At 61.1% G+C, this 18,280-nt stretch carries 21 protein-coding genes; 8 read left to right on the top strand and 13 right to left on the bottom strand.

Going from position 1 to position 18,280, the window contains the following annotated elements:
- Nucleotides 1-53 precede the first annotated feature (53 nt).
- The 5 genes from RAK07_RS12875 to RAK07_RS12855 all read right to left on the bottom strand — a co-directional run bounded on the left by RAK07_RS12875 (nucleotide 54) and on the right by RAK07_RS12855 (nucleotide 3,771).
- Entirely contained in the window at nucleotides 54-251 is a 198-nt protein-coding gene (locus RAK07_RS12875) for a hypothetical protein (RefSeq protein WP_305733237.1), read from the bottom strand.
- 24 nt (nucleotides 252-275) lie between these two features.
- Nucleotides 276-758 carry a phosphohistidine phosphatase SixA gene (gene sixA / locus RAK07_RS12870; RefSeq protein ID WP_305733236.1) on the bottom strand — a complete coding sequence of 161 codons (483 nt, stop codon included), beginning with the start codon at nucleotides 756-758 and terminating at the stop codon, nucleotides 276-278.
- Nucleotides 759-785: 27 nt separating this feature from the next.
- Complete coding sequence (locus RAK07_RS12865; RefSeq protein WP_305733235.1) at nucleotides 786-2,360, bottom strand: GH3 family acyl-acid amido synthetase; 1,575 nt, start codon at nucleotides 2,358-2,360, stop codon at nucleotides 786-788.
- A complete protein-coding gene (locus RAK07_RS12860) occupies nucleotides 2,360-3,442 on the bottom strand; it encodes an alpha/beta fold hydrolase (protein WP_309550377.1) in 1,083 nt (360 codons plus the stop codon). The genes RAK07_RS12865 and RAK07_RS12860 overlap by 1 nt, the downstream gene beginning before the upstream one ends.
- 137 nt (nucleotides 3,443-3,579) lie before the next feature.
- The gene (locus tag RAK07_RS12855) at nucleotides 3,580-3,771 is read right to left on the bottom strand and encodes a hypothetical protein (RefSeq protein ID WP_305733234.1); all 192 of its coding nucleotides are present in this window, start codon (nucleotides 3,769-3,771) and stop codon (nucleotides 3,580-3,582) included.
- Nucleotides 3,772-3,963: 192 nt separating this feature from the next.
- Between RAK07_RS12855 and RAK07_RS12850 the strand changes: the two genes are divergently transcribed.
- Nucleotides 3,964-7,047, top strand: coding sequence for an EAL domain-containing protein (locus RAK07_RS12850; RefSeq protein WP_305733233.1), 3,084 nt, complete (start codon nucleotides 3,964-3,966; stop codon nucleotides 7,045-7,047).
- Between the two features lie 83 nt (nucleotides 7,048-7,130).
- On the top strand, nucleotides 7,131-7,595 hold the full coding sequence (locus RAK07_RS12845; RefSeq protein ID WP_305733232.1) for a methylglyoxal synthase: 465 nt from the start codon (nucleotides 7,131-7,133) through the stop codon (nucleotides 7,593-7,595).
- A gap of 78 nt (nucleotides 7,596-7,673) precedes the next feature.
- On the opposite strand, the gene RAK07_RS12840 is transcribed toward RAK07_RS12845, so the two are convergent.
- The 8 genes from RAK07_RS12840 to mnmM form a co-directional block, all read right to left on the bottom strand.
- Entirely contained in the window at nucleotides 7,674-7,877 is a 204-nt protein-coding gene (locus RAK07_RS12840) for a cold-shock protein (protein WP_305733231.1), read from the bottom strand.
- A gap of 194 nt (nucleotides 7,878-8,071) precedes the next feature.
- Nucleotides 8,072-8,671, bottom strand: a complete 600-nt coding sequence (locus RAK07_RS12835; RefSeq protein ID WP_305733230.1) for an MlaC/ttg2D family ABC transporter substrate-binding protein — start codon at nucleotides 8,669-8,671, stop codon at nucleotides 8,072-8,074.
- Nucleotides 8,672-8,703: 32 nt separating this feature from the next.
- A complete protein-coding gene (locus RAK07_RS12830) occupies nucleotides 8,704-10,095 on the bottom strand; it encodes a TolC family protein (RefSeq protein WP_305733229.1) in 1,392 nt (463 codons plus the stop codon).
- An 11-nt stretch (nucleotides 10,096-10,106) separates the two neighbouring features.
- Nucleotides 10,107-10,559 carry an outer membrane lipid asymmetry maintenance protein MlaD gene (mlaD, locus tag RAK07_RS12825; RefSeq protein WP_305733228.1) on the bottom strand — a complete coding sequence of 151 codons (453 nt, stop codon included), beginning with the start codon at nucleotides 10,557-10,559 and terminating at the stop codon, nucleotides 10,107-10,109.
- 2 nt (nucleotides 10,560-10,561) lie between these two features.
- The gene (locus tag RAK07_RS12820) at nucleotides 10,562-11,314 is read right to left on the bottom strand and encodes an ABC transporter ATP-binding protein (RefSeq protein ID WP_305733227.1); all 753 of its coding nucleotides are present in this window, start codon (nucleotides 11,312-11,314) and stop codon (nucleotides 10,562-10,564) included.
- Nucleotides 11,311-12,084 carry an MlaE family ABC transporter permease gene (locus RAK07_RS12815; protein WP_305733226.1) on the bottom strand — a complete coding sequence of 258 codons (774 nt, stop codon included), beginning with the start codon at nucleotides 12,082-12,084 and terminating at the stop codon, nucleotides 11,311-11,313. The genes RAK07_RS12820 and RAK07_RS12815 overlap by 4 nt, the downstream gene beginning before the upstream one ends.
- Before the next feature lie 74 nt (nucleotides 12,085-12,158).
- The gene (gene hpnI, locus RAK07_RS12810; protein ID WP_305733225.1) at nucleotides 12,159-13,313 is read right to left on the bottom strand and encodes a bacteriohopanetetrol glucosamine biosynthesis glycosyltransferase HpnI; all 1,155 of its coding nucleotides are present in this window, start codon (nucleotides 13,311-13,313) and stop codon (nucleotides 12,159-12,161) included.
- Entirely contained in the window at nucleotides 13,303-13,896 is a 594-nt protein-coding gene (mnmM, locus tag RAK07_RS12805; RefSeq protein ID WP_305733224.1) for a tRNA 5-(aminomethyl)-2-thiouridylate-methyltransferase MnmM, read from the bottom strand. The genes hpnI and mnmM overlap by 11 nt, the downstream gene beginning before the upstream one ends.
- A gap of 81 nt (nucleotides 13,897-13,977) precedes the next feature.
- On the opposite strand from mnmM, the gene RAK07_RS12800 reads away from it, so the two are divergent.
- From RAK07_RS12800 to atpH, 6 genes are all read left to right on the top strand, one after another.
- Nucleotides 13,978-14,865, top strand: a complete 888-nt coding sequence (locus RAK07_RS12800) for an RluA family pseudouridine synthase (RefSeq protein WP_305733223.1) — start codon at nucleotides 13,978-13,980, stop codon at nucleotides 14,863-14,865.
- A gap of 97 nt (nucleotides 14,866-14,962) precedes the next feature.
- Nucleotides 14,963-15,736 carry a ParA family protein gene (locus RAK07_RS12795; RefSeq protein ID WP_305733222.1) on the top strand — a complete coding sequence of 258 codons (774 nt, stop codon included), beginning with the start codon at nucleotides 14,963-14,965 and terminating at the stop codon, nucleotides 15,734-15,736.
- On the top strand, nucleotides 15,729-16,580 hold the full coding sequence (locus RAK07_RS12790; protein WP_305733221.1) for a ParB/RepB/Spo0J family partition protein: 852 nt from the start codon (nucleotides 15,729-15,731) through the stop codon (nucleotides 16,578-16,580). Before RAK07_RS12795 ends, RAK07_RS12790 begins: the two co-directional genes overlap by 8 nt.
- Before the next feature lie 122 nt (nucleotides 16,581-16,702).
- Nucleotides 16,703-17,128 (top strand): F0F1 ATP synthase subunit B, encoded by a 426-nt coding sequence (locus RAK07_RS12785; protein WP_305733220.1) that lies wholly within the window; start codon nucleotides 16,703-16,705, stop codon nucleotides 17,126-17,128.
- 4 nt (nucleotides 17,129-17,132) lie between these two features.
- Entirely contained in the window at nucleotides 17,133-17,735 is a 603-nt protein-coding gene (locus RAK07_RS12780; protein ID WP_374215763.1) for a F0F1 ATP synthase subunit B family protein, read from the top strand.
- On the top strand, nucleotides 17,732-18,274 hold the full coding sequence (atpH, locus tag RAK07_RS12775) for an ATP synthase F1 subunit delta (protein ID WP_305733219.1): 543 nt from the start codon (nucleotides 17,732-17,734) through the stop codon (nucleotides 18,272-18,274). Before RAK07_RS12780 ends, atpH begins: the two co-directional genes overlap by 4 nt.
- The last annotated feature ends 6 nt before the right edge of the window (nucleotides 18,275-18,280 follow it).

The raw sequence follows: 18,280 nt of genomic DNA, 5'->3' as shown, positions 1-18,280 counted from the left end.
CAGGTCAGTAGTACATCGATGGACTGAAGTCAGAGACAGTCAAGCTCCCCCTTTTAAGAAGGGGCTGTTTGTGATTCCTGCTCATGGATAGTGTTCAGCTCACACATACCGTATTCCCGCATTTCGGGATCATCCATTTTGGTAAGTCGGTAGAGCAGTTCTTCCCATTGATGGTCAACCGGCGCATTCGGGAGTTCCTGCTCTCTGAGCAATCTTGCAATGCCTGCATAAGCGGTTGATAAGCTGGTCATGACAATCAAGCCTTTCGTTCCGGTCTACCTGTTATGCCTTCGGATCTTACCGTTGCTGGTAGCGGACCACATGAAAGCGGCATGTTCACCCGGCTTCCAGGAAAGGGCAAGGCAACTCCCCTTCTGGAACCTGGAGACATGTTCGTAGCCTAGAAGCTGCGCTGCCACGGCAGACAGTTGCGGATCGTGACCAACCACCATCAGAGCCTTGAGCGGCCCTATTTCCGTAATCATCTCCGCTATTACATCCGGTTCCGTGTCGGGCAGCAGGCTGGGGTGCACGACAATCTGCGCAGTTTTCAACTCCGCAGCCAGCAGTTCTGCTGTCTGAACTGCCCGTGCCAGCGGACTGGTCAGTATCAGAGTGGGCTTTACCTTGTGACCCTTCAGGTTTTTAGCCTGTTTACAGATCTGTTTGCGTCCTCGTTTACTCAGATACCGCATTTCGTCCGGAAGGTTTTCCGCACTCTCTACAGTCTCAGCATGTCGTACAAAATAAATCTGCATAATTCCTCCTCCGAGACATTCAGCCGGCTATCGGCTGCTGTGCTGTTGAATATACGTGCGCAGGTCAGCCACCATCCCGCCGGTCGGGGTGGGATCGATATGGGGTATCTTGCTTTGCCCCCCCAGCTTGCCCCGCGCTTCTTGTGACCAGCGATAGATCAGATCTTCATCAGCCAGCAGCGTTAGCGGCGCATGAATCCGCCCCTGGCTGCGGAATGTTGCATAATCGGCATTTGCCGTCATCAGCGCGCGATCAAGAAAAGCGGATACCTGTGCCGCAGAAACAGCCCTGGAGCGGCAGGCCAGCACCCAGCAATGCCGCCGGGCGCCGATATCCGGCCCCACCATGAACTCCCGCACAGCAATACCCAACTGCTCATTGGCCGCCGCCACCGCCGCCTCAGCCTCTCCCTGGGTCACCTTTTCCTCAAAGCGGTCAAGAAACTTATCCCGTCCGGTGAACTCGATCCGGTACTGTTCGGTATCCAGAAAGCGCAGCGTGTCACCGATATGGTAGCGCCAGAGTCCGGCGCAGGTGGAGAGGATCACGGCATAGCGCTGCCCCGGCACCACCTCCCACAACGGCACCGCAACGGCATCCGCCTGTGGAGCGCCGCTTTCATCCAGCTGCTCCATTGGCACAAATTCAAAAAAGCAGCCGTAAAAAGGGGTCAGACGCATCCCCTGCTCTCCCTGCGCCTGAAAGCCCATGAACGCTTCAGAGGATGGAAGCAGTTCAAGGAGGTCGGGCATCCGCTCTCCGAACAACGTCAGAAACTCATCCCGATAAGGAGCGAGACTGGCACCGCCGTGGATGATCAGCTCAAGATGCGGCAATACGTTGCTCACTGACCGGCCTGACAGCAGTTCAACCTGTTTCAGCAGCAGGAGTATCCAGGGCGGAACCCCGGAAATCGCCCTGATACGCCGGTCTTCAATCAGCAGGCGGGCCATGCCGCCCAGCCGCTGCTCCCAGGTGGCTGACGAGAGCGGCTCCTTCGGCTCCACAAACGGTTCAAGCCAGAAGGGACGTTGTTGCAGGGTTATGGCACTCATATCGCCGGACTGTACACCGTCGCCCATCCTGGTCAGGCTGGTGGGGCCGGCCATGTAGAGCATCGTGTTGCCGATCAGTCTGCTCTCCGGTTTGGCGGCCAGATAACAGGCCATCATATCCAGCGCTGCCCGTCTGTTGGCGGCAAACATGTCGTTGCTGAAAGGGATGTATTTTGTGGGGGCCGTGGTGCCGGAGGTTTCACACAACCAGGGAATCAGGCCCGGCCAGGTCAGGTCACGCAACTCGAGCTTTTTCCCGTCATGCCGGTTCTGCAGGCAGGGGCCGAAATAGCTGTCCCAGAACTGGCGGTAGGTACGGATCGGCACCTGACGGCAATACTGCCGGTACAAGCGTTCCGGCGACAGGCCGGCAAGGGCCGGAAAACCGTGCTGTTGCCCGAAAGCCGTGACAGTTGCACGAGACACCAGCCAGGGCAGCAGTGCCCGCTGTGCTCCACGGGGATCGCGACTATGAAAACTGCGGGCGCGGCGGAGAGCTGCCATCCGTACCGGCAGACGAAGCAGAGGGGTGAGCGCCGCAAACATCAGACAACTGCCCAGAGGGGATGACGGTGCAACCGTTCCAGCCAATCCTCCAGCAGCGGGTTGAAGGCATGATGGTGGAAGATCAGTGAGGCATGGGCCACCGGGTCCGCGGCATCCGGCGACGAGACCTTGCGCAGCCGCACATCCGGCAGCATCACCCGTAACCGCTCGTGGTCACGCACCAGGCAGAGCGTCGGGGAGGATGGTACCAGTACGCTTTCTTCATCCTCGGCCACTAGCAGCAGGCTGGGGCCGCTGTAAATGCTGCGCTGCCCACAGGGGACGGCAAAGCGTTTCAGGGCCAGCACCCGTTCGTATCCTCCCAGATTGGAGGTTTGTTCCAGCACCTCAAAAATCCTGCTGCGGATGGTAAGGTGCCGGGTGGTGAGCGGCCGGTTCTCCGCCCCTGCTTCGAAAAGGGCCTGGAAGCAACGCCGGGCCCGCTCCAGCTGGCGGTTCAGGTCATACTCGTTGGCCGGGTCGGCGCCCATGATCTTGCGCAGGTTGGACTCCAGCATGCGTACCCCGCCGCTGCGCTCCCCAGCGGCACGGATCAGGTCGGCAGTGCAGAGCACCGGACTGACCAGCACCAGACCACGTATCTTTTCATGAATACTCTCAGGTGCGCGACGCAGGAACTCCACCAGCAGACCGGCACCAAAGCTGACAGCCATAAGTGCCGGACGCTCCCCGTTCAGTGCCAGATCGTCGATCAGGTCGGCCAGCTGCCCCTCAAACAGTTCCTGACTGAAACCGTTACGGGGAAAGTTCAGGTAATAGATGGAACCATGACGGCGCAGAGTTGGACGCTGGAATTCCACCGCTTCCGTGGCATCCGGCACAAACCCGCCAATGACGATGGTGGGGTTGGAGCCTGCCGACTTCTCCCGGTACAGTTGACAGCGGACCGCCGGGAGGCTGGGATATCGTTCCCACAGCGCCTGCTCACGGGGGCGGTGGCGGGGACGGTAGAGCTTGATGGCCATGCTGCGCAAAAGCCCTGCCGTTGCCGATGCCACCGTCATCAACGCGGGATGGCGCGCAGCCAAGGGGGGGATGTGTCGCTCAAGCATCTGCTTCATGATCTGCCTCCGGTGGCCTGAGAGTTACGGTCAACCAGCTTGCGCAGTTTGTCCATCTGCCGGTCAAGCTCTGCAAGCTGCGTTTGCATGGTCAGCGCACGGATAATCCACATTGCCTTCTCTCCCGCGGCAGCTGTCTAGCACAGTCCTGCCATGATACGGCCGTTGCGATGTTCAGTCCCCCTGCCCGATGTGGGATGGCTGGCGCTCAGGTGGCAGGCCCCGCAGGCCACATCTCCCTGGGCAACCTTCACCCACAGGGTCCGGTTTTCGGAATCGCACCAGTCGCAGGTCCAGAGGTAGTAGTCGTCAAGGGATTCAAATTTCATGGTCATCTCCTCCATTGTTTCCGTTGGTCGTCAGTGTACGGGGCAAGCCTACGCCGCTCCCGTGACGATCAGGTGTCGGACGGACAAAGTCTGGGCAACAAATTGGAGGGGGATTTCCATCGAAGATTTGCAGGATCGTCACGTGGCTGTGACCTGTCGGCGCTATAGGTTGTCAGTGAAGGAGACCGCGTCATGACCGTTGAAAGGAAATCGCCAGCCGCCGGCGCAACAGAGGCTCCCCGCGAGGGGCTGTCGCCGCTGCGCAGGAGTGGCGTTCTGCTGACACCGCTACGTATCAGCCTGCTGTATGCCCTGATCGGATCGCTCTGGGTGCTCTGGAGCGACAGTACGCTCTCCCGTGCCGTCTCCGACACACACGTGCTGGCAAAACTTACCAGCGGCAAGGGACTGCTCTTCGTGGCAACCTCAGCCCTGATCATCTATGTGCTGGTTGCGCGGCTCGCCGTGCGGCTGGCCCGCTCACGGGAGCTGCTCAGCGGAGTGTTCGAAGCCTCCAGCAACGGCATCGTCGTGGTCAGGGACCGGGACGGCTGCTGTCTGCTGGTGAATCGGGCGTTCTGCGCCATGTCCGGTTACGACGGTGCCGAGATCAGGGGGCAGCGGGAAGCTGAACTGAACTTCTGGCACAGCCGGGAGGAGCGTGCCGCACTGCTGCAGTACCTTCGCAGCGATGGTGTGGTGCGCGAGTTCGAAGCCACCTTCGTGCACCGCGACGGGGCGCTGCGTTACGGGCTGGTCAGCGCCCGGCAGCTCGTTTTCGGAGAGGAACCCTGCACCATTGTGTTTGTCCAGGACATCACCCAGCACAAACAGATCAGCCTGCAGGTGGAGGAGCTGACCCGCTTCGATCCCCTGACCGGCCTGCCCAACCGCAACCTGCTGCTGGATCGCCTGCAGCACCTGATCGCCATCAACAGCCGGGAGGAACGGCCCTTTGCCGTCATATCCCTCGCCTTGGCGCGGGGAGTGGCGGCGGGACATGAAAGTTTCAATGAACTGCTGCGGACCGCGGCGGCGCGCATGCGCATGGCGCTGCGTGAAACCGATACCCTGGCGGTATCCCACTACGGCGAGTTTGCGGTGCTGCTGCCCCGTACCGCCACGGAACAGGAATTGATTCCGGTGCTTACCAAGCTGCTGGAGTGCATCCGCGAACCGGTGGTGCTGGCGGACGGGGAGTATCAGGTGCAGGGGCATATCGGTATCGCGGTGTTCCCCGGCGACGGGCGGGTGGGAGAGGCGCTGCTCCACAACGCCCGGCTGGCCATGATCCAGGCGCGGGAGTGCGGCGAGGACGGCTGTTTTCAGTTTTATTCGGAGGCAATGAACCGTGCCGTGTCCGAACAGGTGCAGCTTGAGGCCGGCATCCTGCAGGGAATCCGGCGCGGAGAGTTTTTTCTCAACTATCAGCCCCTCTTCGACCGGGAGGGAAAGCGCCTGATCAGCATCGAGGCGCTGGTACGCTGGCGGCATCCGGTGCTGGGGTTGGTGGGGCCGGACCGTTTCATCTCCATCGCCGAACAGAACGGCGCCATCGTGCCGCTGGGGGAGCTGGTCATGGAGCTGGCTGCCGGTAATTGCCGTCACTGGCGGGAGCAGGGATATCGCGACCTGACGGTTGCCGTCAACGTTTCAGCCCGGCAACTGAAGGATCCCCGCTTCGTGGAGCGGGTGGCCGCTATTCTGCAGCGGACCGGCCTGCCGCCGCAGGCGCTCTGTTGTGAGCTGACCGAATCGGTGCTGATGGAGCACAGTAACGAGCTGACCGAGCGAATCTTCCGCCTCAAGGAGCTGGGGGTCAGGCTGGCCATTGATGACTTCGGTACCGGCTACTCATCCCTGATCTATCTGAAGCACCTGCCGGTGGACATTATCAAGATCGACCGCTCGTTCGTTCGCGACCTGGTGGAGCACGACGACGACCTGGCCATTGTCAGCGCCATCGTGGCACTGGCTAAGTCGCTGAACCTGCGGATCGTGGCGGAGGGGGTGGAAAAGGCGGCACAGCACCGCCTGCTGCGTGATCTGGGATGCGATCTGATGCAGGGGTACCTGTTCGGCAAGCCGATGGAGCGCGACGAGTTCGAACGGTTTTTGACCCAGGAATACGTGGCGGCATCGCCGGATGCGGCTGAGGCTGAGCCGCCCGAGCCGACGCCGCAGCGTCCCCCGCCTCTGGCGATGCCGTTCGGCCTGCCGGTGGAAAACGGCAACGGGCGGATGCTGGAAGCGGTCGGGGAGGTTGTGCTGCAGATTCCGCCGGTGCATCCCGGCGACCGGCTGACCACGGTACTGGAGCGGTTTCAGAGCGACAAGGTGTTGCAGGCCCTGCCGGTGGTGGACGGGGGGCAGGTGGTCGGGATCATGAACCGCACCGAATTTATCGAGGAACAGATTCTGGGGCGGATCGGCTATGCTTTTCATATCAACCACGCCAAGAAGGTGCGCGACCTGATGCATCCGGTTCCGCTGGTCATCGAGGCGGATACCGGTATCGAGGAGGCGGCCCGCCTCATCCAGGGACTGTCGGCGGACCTGCGGCTGAACAATATCTGCGTAGCCCGCCGCGGCAGCTACCTGGGCATGCTGGATCTGCGCACCTTGGTGGATGCCATGACCGCCCTGAACCTGAAGCTGGCCAAAGGGGCCAATCCCCTGACGGGCTTGCCGGGCAACGAAAGCATCCAGCGGGAGATCACCCGCTGCCTGGCCCAGGGCAGCGCCTTCGACATCGCCTACGTCGATATCGATCACTTCAAGCCGTACAACGATTTTTACGGCTTTGAACGGGGTGACATGGCCATCAGGGTGGTGGGGGATATCCTGCGCCAGATGGAAGAGGAATCGGCCCTGCGGGAGGGACAACGGATCTTCTGCGGCCATATCGGCGGCGACGACTTCATCGTCATCTCGACGGCGGAAAGCGGCGCGGTCCTGGCCCGGCGGCTGATCGCCGAATTCGAACTGCGGCTGCCGATCCTGCACGGGGCCCAGGACCATGCAGCGGGTCAGTACGTCTCGCTCAACCGTCGGGGTGAGCAGGAGAGCTTCAGTCTGCTCTCGCTTTCCGTCGCCATTGTCAGCACGGCCCGCCAGCCGGTTGAGTCCTACGCCCAGTTGGCCTCGCTGGCCACCGAGGTCAAGAAGTCGGCCAAAGCGATCAAGGGGTCGTCGGTGGTGGTGAGAGGGGTGAACGGCACGGCGGCCGGTATCCTGTCGCCCTCTGAAGCCGAACAGCTCGACCTGGCCGCATGAAAGGGGCTCTCGGAGGAATCGGGGTTGCACCGGACCGTCATCGAGGATAAGCTGTCTGAAAATCCGGCTGGGGGAAAATGACGATGAACTACAGGACAATCGAGATGCAGCCCCGCAAACGGATCGCCCTGGTGGCTCACGATCACAAGAAACGAGACCTGATCGAATGGGCGCGCTACAACCGGGCCATCCTGGTGGAGCACGACCTCTGCGCCACCGGCACCACCGGCGGCCTCCTCCAGGAAAGCCTCGGCCTCACGGTGACCCGTTTGCAGAGTGGCCCTCTGGGAGGAGACCAGCAGATCGGCGCCAAGATTGCCGAGGGGGAGATCGACCTGGTAATCTTCTTCTGGGACCCGCTGGAGCCCCAGCCCCATGACCCCGACGTCAAGGCGCTGCTGCGCATCGCCGTGGTCTGGAACATCCCGGTGGCGTGCAACCGGGCCACCGCCGACTTCATGATATCCTCGACCCTGATGCACGACAGTTACGACCGCCTGATGCCCGACTACGAGGAGTACCGGGAGCGGCTCAAACACAGCGCCTAGGTGAGAGGGTGGGAAGCCGGCATGAAAAAGGCCCGCTGTTTTCAGCGGGCCTTTGGTACTGGTGCGTCGAGGAACGTCCTATTTCTGCTTCTGCACGTTGGCAGCCTGCAGACCTTTGGGGCCCTGCACGATGTCAAAGCTCACCTGCTCGCCTTCTGCCAGAGTCTTGAAACCTTCGGACTGAATTGCTGAGAAGTGGACGAATACGTCTTCGCCCCCGTCCTGCTCAATGAATCCGAACCCCTTGGTGTCGTTGAACCACTTGACCTTGCCTTGTGCCATTACGTGCTTCCTCCTTCATGGGTTCCCGGACCTTGCCGGATGAGTAACATCGAACGAAGTTTCCGGAACTGGTTCGGGCGTTTCCACAAGCAGAGGCAGATACTGCGGGAGCTTCATGGCACTGCGCGCATATCCGAAACTTATCGCAGCGTCCCTTTAGCACGGTGTTTGATGGCTGTCAAGAAAATTAACCGTTAGCGCGCCTTCAATTCGTTGCTTTTTGACTGCAGTTTTTTTACCAGTTCGGCGTAGCCGTTTGCACTGATGATTTTGTTGAACTGGGTGCGGTAGTTGGAAACCAGACTGACTCCCTCGATAACGACATCGTAAACGACCCATTTGCCGCTACTCTGCTTGAGCGCCCGGTAGTCGAGGGTGTATTCCTCGTTCTTTGCCGTGATCACCTTGGACTTCACCTCGGCGAAGTCGCCATCCACTACTTCCTTGACGTAGACGATCCGTTCGTTGTTGTAGGATTCGATTTTGTCGGCGTAGGAGTTTTCCAGCAGGCCCGAAAAAAGTTCGACGAACTGGCGGCGTTCGTCCGGCGTCCGCTGATTCCAGTGCTTACCCAGGGAACGGCGCGCCATTTCCTGCTGATCGAAGACCGTGCCGATGGCCTGCTTGATGGCGGCACGTCGTTTCTGCTCCTGCGACGGTTTCTTCATCTCTTTGTCGGAGACGATGCGGATAACCTCATTCACGGTTTTGCGAACATCGTCCGTAACGGAGGCCTGTGCCGGGGCTGCCAGCATGAGTCCGGCCAGGGACAGCAGTATCAGTTTTTTAATCATGGTTGCGAACTCCTTGTGTGCGAAAGCTGAAATCAGGGCGCGGCGGCAGGAGGCAGCGATCCCACGGCGTATTCCAGGTTTGCCTTGGCGATGTTGTAATCATAGATCGCCTGATAGTGGGCGGCTTTCATCTTGCCGTAGACGGCAACGGCATCGAAGATGTCCCGGGGATTGCCGATGCCGAAATCGAAGTTAGCCAGGGCTGCAGCCCCCCACTTTTTAGCGCTGCGATAGGCGATGAAGCTCGACTCGACGACCTTTTCCGCCTCCTTCATCTCCAGCCAGGCCTTCTGAATCTGCAGCGGGATAAAGGTGTCGGCATAGGCCTTGGTACTTTCCAGGCGGTTCAGCTGTGCCTGTTCGGCGGCGACCTTGGCACCGGTAATGCCGAAATCGAGGTGCCATTTCAGTCCCAGGGCAACACCGCCGTAGGTGTGTTGAAAACGGTCGCTCAGGTAAGGATTCTTGATCCGGTCGCGGTCGTTGGCGTAGGCCCAGGAAAGCATGCCGGCAAGAAACAGATCGGGATAGTAGTTGGCTTTGGCGGCATCCACCAGGGCGGTCCGTGCCCGGAGGCCTTCGGAGAGCTGTTTGAACTCGGGGCGCTGCAGGCGTGCCTGTTCGACGGAACCCGTGAGATCGGGGATGGTCCGCGATTCCATCAGCAGCTGGGTGTCGGCAACGGTGACGTCCAACGTGCCGTTCAGTCCCAGTCGCGCCTTGAGCGCCGCCAGGGCGAGGCGCTCGCCTTTCAGTGCCGCCTCCATGTAGTTATTGATCTCGCCGGAATAAGCGTCGATTTTGAAAAGGTCCATCTCGTCGCCGGCGGGGCTCTCATTATCGATCAGCTGCTGTATCTTCTCCTTGCCCTGCCTCATGTACTGCTGCAGCTCGGAGAGAACGTTCTGCAGTTCACGGGCCAGCAGCACGCCATAGTAGTACTTCTTGACCTCAAGGGTCACTTCGTTGGCCTTCTGCTGTTTCTTGGCCTTGTCCACTTCAATGCCGTGGGTGGCGGCCTTCATGTTTTCGCTGATCTTGCCGAAGGTCCACAGGGGCTGGGTGACCAGCAAGTCGGCGCTGGTGAACCAGGTCAGGTTCTTGACGCTGAAGGCGATGTCGGTCTTGACGGTCGGTTCGATATCACTGCGCCGTGCCGAAGGGGCGGGGCCGAACAGCGACAGTACCTCGATCTGGGGGTAGCGGTAGGATTGGGCTTCCTTCAGCTTGCTGCTGGTAAGGCGGATGTCCGCTTCCGCCTCTCCCAGTTCGGGGGCGGCCTGCAGGGCGGTGCGGATACATTCGTTCAGGTCGAGCACCAGCGTGGCTTGCGACGGGCTGCCGGCCCCTGCCGTGCCGACGGCGGTCAGTATGCAGGCGGTACATGCCAGTGCGAGTGCCAGCGGGCGGATGCGTCCGTTCATCGCTTTGCCTCCTAATCAACCTTGCCGTGAATAAACTTGCTGACCAGTTCCTCGATATCGATGGCCGATTCGGTCTCGCGGATCTTGCTGCCATCCTTGAGCAGGCGGTCGGACCCGCCCGGCTTGAGCTTGATGAATTTGTCGCCGATGATGCCGCTGGTGCGCACCGAGGCGATGACGTCGTCGCCCAGTTTGACGCCGTCCCTGATTTTGAGGGTCACTTCGGCGCGGTCGCCGGTTTCGCGGTCAAGGGCTATGTTGGCCACGCTGCCCACTTCGACGCCGGCAACCTCGACCCGGGCACCGTTCTTCAGCCCCGAGGCGGAGTCGAATTGGGCCACCACCCGGTAATAGTTCCCCCCGATCAGTTCCATCTTGCCCAGCTTGACCGAAATATAGACCAGGCAGAGGATGCCGACCAGCATGAAAAGACCGACGGTAAGTTCGAGTTTCGTCGTGTTCATGGTTATGCCACTCCAATATTGATGGGGCCGTCAAGGCTGCCGCTGATGAACTGACGGACCACCGGGTTGTCCGATGCCCTGATTTCGTCGGGGGTACCGAACTGCAGGATGGTGCCCCGGTAGAGCATGGCCACGTAGTGGGCCACCTCGAAAATGTCCGGAATGTCGTGGGAGACCAGCACGGCGGTAAAGCCGAATTTTGCCTGGGTCTCCTGGATGAGCTGGTGGATCGCCCGGCGAATCACCGGGTCAAGGCCGGTGGTCGGTTCGTCGAACAGTACGATCTCCGGGTTGAGCAGCAGGGCGCGGGCCAGGCCCACCCGTTTTTTCATGCCGCCGGACAACTCATCGGGATATTTGTGGTCCACGTTGCGCAGGCCGACATCCAGAAGGGCATTCCTGACCCGTTCGGCAATGACGTCTTTCGACAGGTTGGTTTTTTCCTCCAGAGGAAAGGCCACGTTTTCGTAAACAGTCATGGAGTCGAAGAGGGCCGAGTTCTGAAAGACCATGGCGAATTTTTCGCGGACCGTATTCAGCTCCGCGCGCTGCAGGCCGATGATGCTGCGTCCCTCGATCTGTACATCGCCGCGATCCGGCTGCTGCAAGCCGATCATCTGCTTGAGCGTAACGCTTTTCCCCTCGCCGCTGGGGCCGATGATGGCGGTGATCGCTCCCCGGGGAACGGTCAGGGTGAGTCCCTGCAGGACCTGCTGGGAACCAAAGGATTTGTGAACGTCAACCAGGCGGATCATAGCAGCACCGAGGTGAGAAAGTAGTCCCAGACCAGTACCAGAACCGAGGTAAGCACGACGGCCTCGGTGGTGGCGCGGGAGACCCCTTCCGCGCCGCGGCCGGCGTAGTAGCCCTTGTAGCAGCCGACCCAGGCGATGATGATGCCGAAGCAGAACGACTTGATGAAGCCGGAGTAGACATCCTTCCACTCGACGGCGCGGTACATTTCCGTAAAATAGGCGCCGGGATTGACGCCCAGCAACTTGACGCCCACCAGCCAGCCGCCGTAAATGCCCACCAGGTCGAAGATGGCGCAGAGCAGCGGCAGCGAGAGCATGGCGGCGATGAATTTGGGCGAAATCAAATACTTGAACGGGTCAAGCGCCATGGTTTCCAGGGCATCAATCTGCTCACTGATCCGCATGATGCCAATTTCGGCGGTAATGGCGGAGCCTGCGCGTCCGGTCACCATCAGGGCCGTCAACACGGGGCCCAACTCGCGAATCAGCGAGAGGGAAACGGCAGCCCCCAGCAGCCCTTCCGAGCCGAATTTCGCCAGGGTGTAGTAGCCCTGCAGGCCCAGCACCATGCCGGTGAAGGCGGCGGTCAGCACGATCACGAACAGCGATTTTGCCCCGATGAAACGGATCTGCTTCAGGACATGCACCGGCCGGCCGGGGTGGCGCACCAGCGAGTAGGTGGCAGCGCCGAGAAAGCTGCCCATGCGGCCCAGAGATGTCAGGCCGGCCAAGCCGGTACGGCCCAGTATGCGTAGATAGTAACCCGTCACGTTTCGTGGCTCCGAAAATAATGGACTAAATACTATAATCCCGCGCGGATGAGCTGTAAAGCGTTAATGCCAAACTATTGTTTGATGGTTTCCAGCCTGCCGCCGGGCAAGATGCGGAAGTGATGACCACGCCACTGCACCCGGTTGCCGAGGAAGGAGCCCAGCCAGGTTGCCGTGGCCAGCAGGTCGCGGAGCGGCAGCAGCCAGCACCAGGCCGGTAGCAGGCGATCCTGCACCAGGCTGCGGCTGAAAACAGTGGCGACGGTCAGCCGGATTGCATAAAGCAGCAGGAGTGCCGACAGGGAGGTGAGAGGGGGGGCGGCCGCCAGAGCGGCAACCACTGCCAGGCCGGGAAGCGTGATGCCGGAGGCCAGGTACCCTCCCGGCCGGCTGACCCGCATGGTGCGGGCCCAGCGCAGTTGCCGGGAAAGGATGGAGCCCAGGGATTCGCTGCGGATCATGCTTTCGACGAACTGGCGGTCGAGGACCAGCTCCCAGCCGGCACGGCGAATCTTGTTGCCCAGTTGGTAGTCGTCGGCCAGGTAGTTCACCAGTGCCGGCAGGCCCCCGATGGTTTCCAGCGCCTCCCGCCGGAAGGTCATGGCGGCACCCAGTGCAAAGGAAAGCCCTTCCAGTTGGCGCGCCACGGTCACGTTGGGGAGCATCTCGGTGCTGAATCCCAGGGACTCGAGGACGGTTGCCGCGCCATGCACGTGACGGGTGCGGTAGGGGGACGTGACCAGGCCGACCCGGGGATTGCGGAAATGGCCGGTGACCGAGGTCAGAAAGGTCGGCTCGACCCGGATATCGCTGTCGCAGATGATCAACAGGTCGTGGCGAGCCCGGGGGAAGGCGTTCATCAGGTTGGAAATCTTCAGGTTGGGGCCGTGGATGGTCGGGTCGACGGTGAGGGTGATTTCCCGGTCCGGAAAGTCCTGTTGCAGTCGATGGATCACCGCAATCGCGGGGTCGTCCGCCGCGGCCACGGCAAAGAGCAGTTGCACGGCCCCGCCATAGTGCTGCCGGCAGAAGGAGGCAAAGTTGTCGTAGCTGCCCTCGTCCATCCCCTTGACCGGCTTCAGGATCGTAACCGGCGGCTGGACGGCCCTCTCGGTATCCGTCTCCCCGGCGGCACGGCCGCGGAAGAAGCGCCAGCCGCACCAGAGGGAGAGGAGGCTGTAGAGCGCCGCAGGCAGCACGATGAAGAAGGGGAGAAGATTACGGTACATCGGCGCTCCTTCCTTGTTGGATCAGGACGCAGAAGGGAGCCGCTGCGGAAACGTTCATCTGGCCCATCCGCCAGACATGCCACCGCCCGGCGCAGAGTGCTGCCGCCCAGGCGCAGACGGCGGCAGTTTCCCGGTCGCCTCCTTCATGGCCGGGGTAGCAGGTGATCAGCAGGCAGCCACCGGGCTGCAGCAGGTTCAGACTGGCCTCCAGAGCGGCACAGGTGGTTTCGGGGCGGGTGGTCACCGCTCGATCTCCGCCGGGCAGCCAGCCCAAGTTGAAAACAACGGCCGCCAGCGGTGCAGACACGACGGTGCCCATCCGCTCGTGGCCGATAGTGTGGACAGTGACGCGCTCGTGCAGCTCTGCTTCCCGCAGTCGCGTCATGGTCCGTTCGCAGGCAGCCGGCTGGATGTCGAAGGCAAAGACATGGCCATGGGGCCCCACCAACTCGGCGAGCAGCAGCGTATCCTTGCCGTTGCCGCAGGTTGCATCCACGACCCGGCCGGCGGGCGGGACGAGGGTGCGCAGCAACAGGTGGCTCAAGGCAACGGGACCGCGCAGGCTATGGGACGAACGGGACATGTCCGAAACCTAGCAGATGGCGGCGCAAACCGGCAACAGCTTTGTTTGCCACGCAGGCGGCGGTCGTGCTACATACAAACGATGATTATTGAGCTGCGGACAACGGACGAGCAGGCAGGACGCCGACTGGATGAAGTGTTGGCGCTCCTGGCGGCCATCAGCAAAGGGGAGGCCCGCCGAATCATCGACCGGGGGGGCTGCGTACTCAACGGAGCCATGGTGCGGGTGGCCTCCCGCAGCGTCAGAAGCGGCGATCTGCTGACCGTGGGGGTGATGGAGCCGGGACGTTTCCAGGAGCTGGAGCTGTCTCCCGAAGCGATCATCTACCAGGACAAGCATCTGCTGGCAGTGAACAAGCCGCCGGGGGTAGCCAGTCAGCGGACGCCGTACCAGCTGAAAGGTACGCTTGAATACTGGGTGGCCGAGGAGTTCGCCCGGCAGGGTGTCCGTGAGCCGGTGCGGATCGTCCATCGTCTGGATCGCGGCACCTCTGGACTGATGCTGTTTCCCAAGCACCGCCAGGAGGCTGCCTGGCTGTCGGAGCTGTTCAGGCGCGGCGAGATGGGCAAGCGGTATCTGGCGCTGATTGCCGGTGCCCCACCCGCCGAGTGCTGGCAAGCCGAGGGGCCCATCGGCAAGGTGGCCAGCGCCCGCTGGGGGATCGTGCCGGGGGGGCGGCCTGCCCGGACCGAATTCCGGCTGCTGGCAACCGAAGAGGGCACTGCGCTGGTCGAGGCGCTGCCGCATACCGGCCGTACCCATCAGATTCGAGTGCATCTCGCTGCCGACGGTCTGCCGATCGTGGGAGATGCCACCTACGGCGGTACGCCCTGCAACAGGCTGATGCTCCACTGTGCCGAGCTTTCGTGGCGCCGGCGCGATGGCACGCTCCTGCGGCTCGCGGCGCCGCCGGACGAGGCGTATCGTGAGCGCTGCGGACGATGCTGGAGTGCCGCGGCCGGTTCCTAAAAAGTGCTTTGCAGGGCCCCTGCTTTATGCTACCGTTCCGACCTTGCCGCGTCCTGGTACGCTCCGTTTTGGAATTCCACAGGTCTGACAACACCTTATGTCAAAAATCATCTGCATAGCCAACCAGAAGGGGGGGGTGGGTAAAACCACCACGGCCGTTAATCTGGCTGCGGCATTGGCTGCTGCCGAATGCCCGACCCTGCTCGTTGACATGGATCCGCAAGGAAACGCCTCCAGTGGCGTGGGAGTGGACAAAACCCGGTTGCGTCAGTCGGTCTACGATCTGCTGATCAACGACGTTTCCGCCGACTCCCTGGTTGTGGACAGTGGTCATCGTTTTCTGCACGTGCTGCCGGCAACGGCCGACCTAGCCGGTGCCGAGCTGGAACTGGCCACCGAAAGCGGCCGCGAGCAGCGCCTGAAGTACGCCCTTGCCCCCGTGCTTGCCCGCTATCGGTACGTGCTGATCGACTGCCCTCCTTCGCTGAATCTGCTGACCATCAACGCCATGACCGCGGCGGCCGGTATCCTGATCCCCCTGCAGTGCGAATTTTACGCCATGGAAGGGCTTTCCCAGATACTGCAGACCATCCGTCTGGTGCAGCGCGGGCTGAACCCACTGCTGAAGATCGAGGGTATCCTGCTCACCATGTTCGATGCCCGCAACCGGCTTTCCAAGGAAGTTGAGGACGAAGTCAGGGCCCACTTCCCCGCCGAAGTGTTTGAAACGGTTATTCCGCGCAACGTTCGATTGTCCGAAGCACCGAGTCATGGCAAGCCGGTGATCTATTACGATATTGCATCCCGCGGTGCCGCATCCTATCTGCAGTTGGCCCGGGAGCTGATCCGGCGGGGAGGAGAGCATGCTTAAGAAGTCCGGCCTTGGCAAGGGGATGGCGGCGTTGCTGCCGGTGATTGAAGCCGGCGGCGACAAGCAGTATTTCCTTTGTCCCATTGAACTGATCCGTCCCAACCGCAATCAGCCCCGCAAGCAGTTTGACCCGGAAAAGCTGGAGGAGCTGGCGGCCTCCATTCGCGAAAAGGGAATTATTCAGCCGCTGGTGGTGACACAGAAGGGGGGCGAGTACGAGATCATTGCCGGTGAACGGCGCTGGCGGGCCTCCCAGAAGGCGGGGCTGCGCGAGGTGCCGGTGGTGATCCGCGAGGCCAGCGACGATACGGTCATGGAGCTGGCTCTGATCGAAAATATCCAGCGGGAGGACCTCAACGCCATCGAGGAAGCCCAGGCCTACCGCTCACTGGTGGATCAGTTCGGTATCTCGCAGGACGAAGTGGCTCGGCGGGTGGGCAAGAACCGCACCACGGTCACCAACGCTCTGCGGTTATTGAAGCTGCCGGTCCAGATCCAGCAAGATGTCGTCGAGGAGCGACTCAGCATGGGGCATGCCCGGGCACTGCTCGGGCTGGACAGTGAGGAATTGATCCAGAAGGTGCGGCACGACATTCTGCAGCGTCAGTTGAGCGTGCGAGCCACCGAGGAGCTGGTGAACCGTCTCAAGCAGCAGCGCCGTACCACGCCCGCGAAGCCGGCACGACAGCCCGATCTGCTGATGACGGCCCTTGAAGAGCAGCTGCAGCGGCAGTTTCAAACCCGGATCGCCATTCGTCGCAGCGGCAGTGGCAAAGGTGTGCTGGAGATCCATTTTGCCACCGCCGACGACCTTACTCGCGTGGTAGACCTGTTGCAGCGCTGACACTTTTTCGTTGACAGTCCGTATACGTTTGTGGTAGCTACACAGCGTTTTACGCCTGTGAATTTCAGGCACTTTTTTGTGGGATACAGTATACAAACAGGCTGCAGTACAAGGGGTAGGCCGTGATCAATCTCGATCTCGCATTTTTTATTCAGATCATAAATTTTGGAATTCTGGTGCTGGTGCTGAATGTGTTGCTGTACAAGCCGCTCAGGGCCGTGCTGGAAAAGCGTCGTCTGGAAATCGAGTCGGCTCGTGAGCGGGCCGTGTCGGTTGACCGGCTTGTGCAGGAAAAGGTCGAGCAGTATGAGGCCGCCCTGCGTGCCGCAAAGGCCGAGGTTGCCGCACGGCGAGCCGAGCTGGTCAAGGAGGCGCAGGCCGAAGAGACCTCGCTGATCGAAAAGGCGCGCAAGGAAGCTGCGACCGCGCTTGATGTCATTCGTGAAAAGGTTGCCCGTGAGTCCGACGAGGCGCGGCAGCTGCTGCGCAAGCAGGTGGATGCGCTTTCCGGCGAAATCTGCGAGAAAATTCTGGGGAGGAGTCTGTAAGCCCATGCTGATGCTGAATGGTCGCCGTATCCAGAAGTTCTGCGCCGCGCTGGTCGCCCTGTCGCCGCTCCTGCTCGCTTCGGTTGCCTTTGCCGCCGGTGGCGGAGATCATCATGCCGATTCCGGGGCCCTGATCAAGGACTTCATCTGGCGGGTGGTAAACTTTGTCATCCTGGTGGGAATCGTGGTCTGGGCGCTGAAGAAGGCCAACCTGAAGGGGTCGCTGGCGGAGCGCCAGGCTGCAATCGAGAAGAATCTCCGGGAGGCGCGTGCCGCGCGTGATGCCGCGGAGGCCAAGCTGGTGGAGTACACTGGTAAGCTCGATAAGGCCAATCAGGAAATTGAGCAGCTGCGTGCCGCCATGTTGCAGGATGCCGAGGCTGAAAAGCAGCGGATCGTTGCCGAGGCGCGTGAGGCTGCTGCCAAGATTGCTGCTCAGGCTGCCCAGTCGGCTGAGCAGGAAGTGGTAAAGGCCCGTGCTGCGCTGCGGGCCGAGGCTGCCCAGCTTGCGGTTGAGCTGGCTGCTGGCAGGTTGTCCGGTGCCGTGCAGAAGGCTGATCATGACCGCTTTGTACAGGATTATCTCGGGAAGGTGGGACAACTGTGATCTCGAACGCAATTGCCAGACGCTATGCCAAGGCGCTCGTCCAGCTTGGCTCTGAGAATGGTTTGGTCGAACAGTTCAGCCGTGAGCTGAAGGTGGTCAATGAACTGATCGCCGGTTCGGCTGAACTTGCTGCTGTGCTGGGTAATCCGGCCTTTACCGCCGAGCAGAAGAAGCAGGTTGTAAAGGAGCTGGTTTCCCGGCTGGGGTGTTGCGAGCTGGTTTCCAATTTTCTGCTGTTGCTGGTGGACAAGAACCGGATTGCCTGTCTGGCCCAGATCGTTGGAACCTATGAACAGCTGGCCGATGAGCAGTCCGGCGTGCTTCGCCCGCTGATTACCACGGCCTTTGCTCTGGATGAGGAGCAGGTGGCGGCCATCAGGGTTGCCCTTGAGCAGAAAACCGGCAAAAAAGTTGTGCCCCACGTATCGGTCGACCAGTCGCTGGTTGGCGGTGTGGTGGCCCAGATTGGCGATATCGTCTATGACTGCAGCGTCAAGACTCAATTAACACGGATTCACGATATACTACAGAAGGGGTAAGTGCTT

Origin of the sequence: Trichlorobacter ammonificans (genome assembly GCF_933509905.1) — a bacterium.
GTDB lineage: Bacteria > Desulfobacterota > Desulfuromonadia > Geobacterales > Pseudopelobacteraceae > Trichlorobacter > Trichlorobacter ammonificans.
Note: the sequence above shows the minus strand (reverse complement) of the source record. Positions and strands in the feature narration are given on the sequence as shown.

What these genes read in the sequence shown, in the direction of transcription:
- RAK07_RS12830 (WP_305733229.1), bottom strand. Translation starts at nt 10,095, where the DNA reads ATGAACGGACGCATCCGCCCGCTGGCACTCGCACTGGCATGTACCGCC.
- RAK07_RS12865 (WP_305733235.1), bottom strand. Translation starts at nt 2,360, where the DNA reads ATGTTTGCGGCGCTCACCCCTCTGCTTCGTCTGCCGGTACGGATGGCA.
- RAK07_RS12860 (WP_309550377.1), bottom strand. Translation starts at nt 3,442, where the DNA reads ATGAAGCAGATGCTTGAGCGACACATCCCCCCCTTGGCTGCGCGCCAT.
- RAK07_RS12780 (WP_374215763.1), top strand. Translation starts at nt 17,133, where the DNA reads ATGCTGATGCTGAATGGTCGCCGTATCCAGAAGTTCTGCGCCGCGCTG.
- mnmM (WP_305733224.1), bottom strand. Translation starts at nt 13,896, where the DNA reads ATGTCCCGTTCGTCCCATAGCCTGCGCGGTCCCGTTGCCTTGAGCCAC.
- RAK07_RS12845 (WP_305733232.1), top strand. Translation starts at nt 7,131, where the DNA reads ATGAACTACAGGACAATCGAGATGCAGCCCCGCAAACGGATCGCCCTG.
- RAK07_RS12835 (WP_305733230.1), bottom strand. Translation starts at nt 8,671, where the DNA reads ATGATTAAAAAACTGATACTGCTGTCCCTGGCCGGACTCATGCTGGCA.
- RAK07_RS12840 (WP_305733231.1), bottom strand. Translation starts at nt 7,877, where the DNA reads ATGGCACAAGGCAAGGTCAAGTGGTTCAACGACACCAAGGGGTTCGGA.
- RAK07_RS12820 (WP_305733227.1), bottom strand. Translation starts at nt 11,314, where the DNA reads ATGATCCGCCTGGTTGACGTTCACAAATCCTTTGGTTCCCAGCAGGTC.
- sixA (WP_305733236.1), bottom strand. Translation starts at nt 758, where the DNA reads ATGCAGATTTATTTTGTACGACATGCTGAGACTGTAGAGAGTGCGGAA.
- RAK07_RS12850 (WP_305733233.1), top strand. Translation starts at nt 3,964, where the DNA reads ATGACCGTTGAAAGGAAATCGCCAGCCGCCGGCGCAACAGAGGCTCCC.
- RAK07_RS12795 (WP_305733222.1), top strand. Translation starts at nt 14,963, where the DNA reads ATGTCAAAAATCATCTGCATAGCCAACCAGAAGGGGGGGGTGGGTAAA.
- hpnI (WP_305733225.1), bottom strand. Translation starts at nt 13,313, where the DNA reads ATGTACCGTAATCTTCTCCCCTTCTTCATCGTGCTGCCTGCGGCGCTC.
- RAK07_RS12800 (WP_305733223.1), top strand. Translation starts at nt 13,978, where the DNA reads ATGATTATTGAGCTGCGGACAACGGACGAGCAGGCAGGACGCCGACTG.
- RAK07_RS12875 (WP_305733237.1), bottom strand. Translation starts at nt 251, where the DNA reads ATGACCAGCTTATCAACCGCTTATGCAGGCATTGCAAGATTGCTCAGA.
- mlaD (WP_305733228.1), bottom strand. Translation starts at nt 10,559, where the DNA reads ATGAACACGACGAAACTCGAACTTACCGTCGGTCTTTTCATGCTGGTC.
- RAK07_RS12790 (WP_305733221.1), top strand. Translation starts at nt 15,729, where the DNA reads ATGCTTAAGAAGTCCGGCCTTGGCAAGGGGATGGCGGCGTTGCTGCCG.
- RAK07_RS12855 (WP_305733234.1), bottom strand. Translation starts at nt 3,771, where the DNA reads ATGAAATTTGAATCCCTTGACGACTACTACCTCTGGACCTGCGACTGG.